We start from the raw sequence: 1,676 nt of genomic DNA, 5'->3' as shown, positions 1-1,676 counted from the left end.
AGTCGTGCAATTGGTTGGTCTAACTATTTCGCATATTGAATAGGTCAATGTATAGGTACCAGCTGGTATATTAGCCCCTAGAACTATTGTCCCATCTCCTTGCAAAGTCATAAACCCTGTTGGATCTGCTGTAACTGTAGATACTACAACATTACTTACTGTGGCTGGTGTCAATTCTATAAAATCATTAGACAATACATTCAAAACATTTTGCACTGTTGTATTACTCACAATTGGACCAGCCAAATCAGTATCAGCGAATATTGCCGGTGGAGCTGGTGGTGGTGGTGGTGCGACAGTAATTATTTGAATTGTAATTGTTGCTGGGGTTGCATCAATAGCGCCATTGTTGTCTGTTGCTGTAAAGGTAAACGTGTCGTTTCCTGTGAAAATTCCGCTTGGGTCATAAGTCAACAAAGCTACTTGTGCTGGTGTCAATACTTGATTTACCGTTACTGCTGTTCCAGATAAAGCTAAAGTTCCATTTGTTGGTAAACTTAAAATAGTATACGTTGCTATTGTTCCATCAGAATCAGTTGCGGTTAAGGTATTGATTGCTGTTGCGCCTGCTGTTGATGGGATGTTAGCGTTTGTATCATTATTAGCTAATGGAGTGTCATTCACTGCTGTTACGGTAACAACAATATCTGCTGTATCGGTAAATACACCATCGGTTAATGTATAAGTAATAGTTGGAACCGTTCCATTATAATTTAAAACAGGTACAAAAGTTAAACTTCCGTCTGCCAAAATTGTAATAGCTCCAACTAATGGAATCGTTACTGTTGATCCCACGGTTTGTGTTCCCGAAATTCCTACGATAGTATAATCCTGAACAGTTAATGTTGCCGAATCCAAATCGCTGTCTGTTCCTGCTACTGCATCAGTATTGGTGATTACATTTCCTGTAATAGAAACTGCATCTTCCAATCCGCTGTACGCATTGTCTTTGGCAATTGGCGCGTCATTCACTGCTGTTACGGTAACAACAATATCTGCTGTATCGGTAAATACACCATCGGTTAATGTATAAGTAATAGTTGGAACCGTTCCATTATAATTTAAAACAGGTACAAAAGTTAAACTTCCGTTGGCTAATATCGTGATTTCTCCAACTAATGGAATCGTTACTGTTGATCCCACGGTTTGAGTTCCCGAAATTCCTGCGATAGTATAATCCTGAACAGTTAATGTTGCCGAATCCAAATCGCTATCTGTTCCTGCTACTGCATCAGTATCCGTGATTACATTTCCTGTAATAGAAACTGCATCTTCCAATCCGCTGTACGCATTGTCTTTGGCAATTGGCGCGTCATTCACTGCCGTTACAGTAACAACAATATCTGCTGTATCGGTAAATACACCATCGGTTAATGTATAAGTAATAGTTGGAACCGTTCCGTTATAATTTAAAACAGGTACAAAAGTTAAACTTCCGTTGGCTAATATCGTGATTTCTCCAACTAAAGGAATCGTTACTGTTGATCCCACGGTTTGTGTTCCTGAAATTCCAGCGATAGTATAATCCTGAACAGTTAATGTTGCCGAATCCAAATCGCTATCTGTTCCTGCTACTGCATCAGTATCCGTGATTACATTTCCTGTAATAGAAACTGCATCTTCCAATCCGCTGTACGCATTGTCCTGAGCTACCGGAGCGTCGTTTGTCCCTGTAA

Annotated in this window: 1 protein-coding gene; it reads right to left on the bottom strand. The window is 39.9% G+C overall.

What is annotated here, in order from left to right:
• A partial coding sequence (locus tag AC8GF4_RS10855; RefSeq protein ID WP_506594611.1) for a cadherin-like domain-containing protein occupies nucleotides 1-1,676 on the bottom strand: 1,676 nt, incomplete at both ends.

Source organism: Flavobacterium rarum (SeqCode), from assembly GCF_965234445.1.
GTDB lineage: Bacteria > Bacteroidota > Bacteroidia > Flavobacteriales > Flavobacteriaceae > Flavobacterium > Flavobacterium rarum.
Note: the sequence above shows the minus strand (reverse complement) of the source record. Positions and strands in the feature narration are given on the sequence as shown.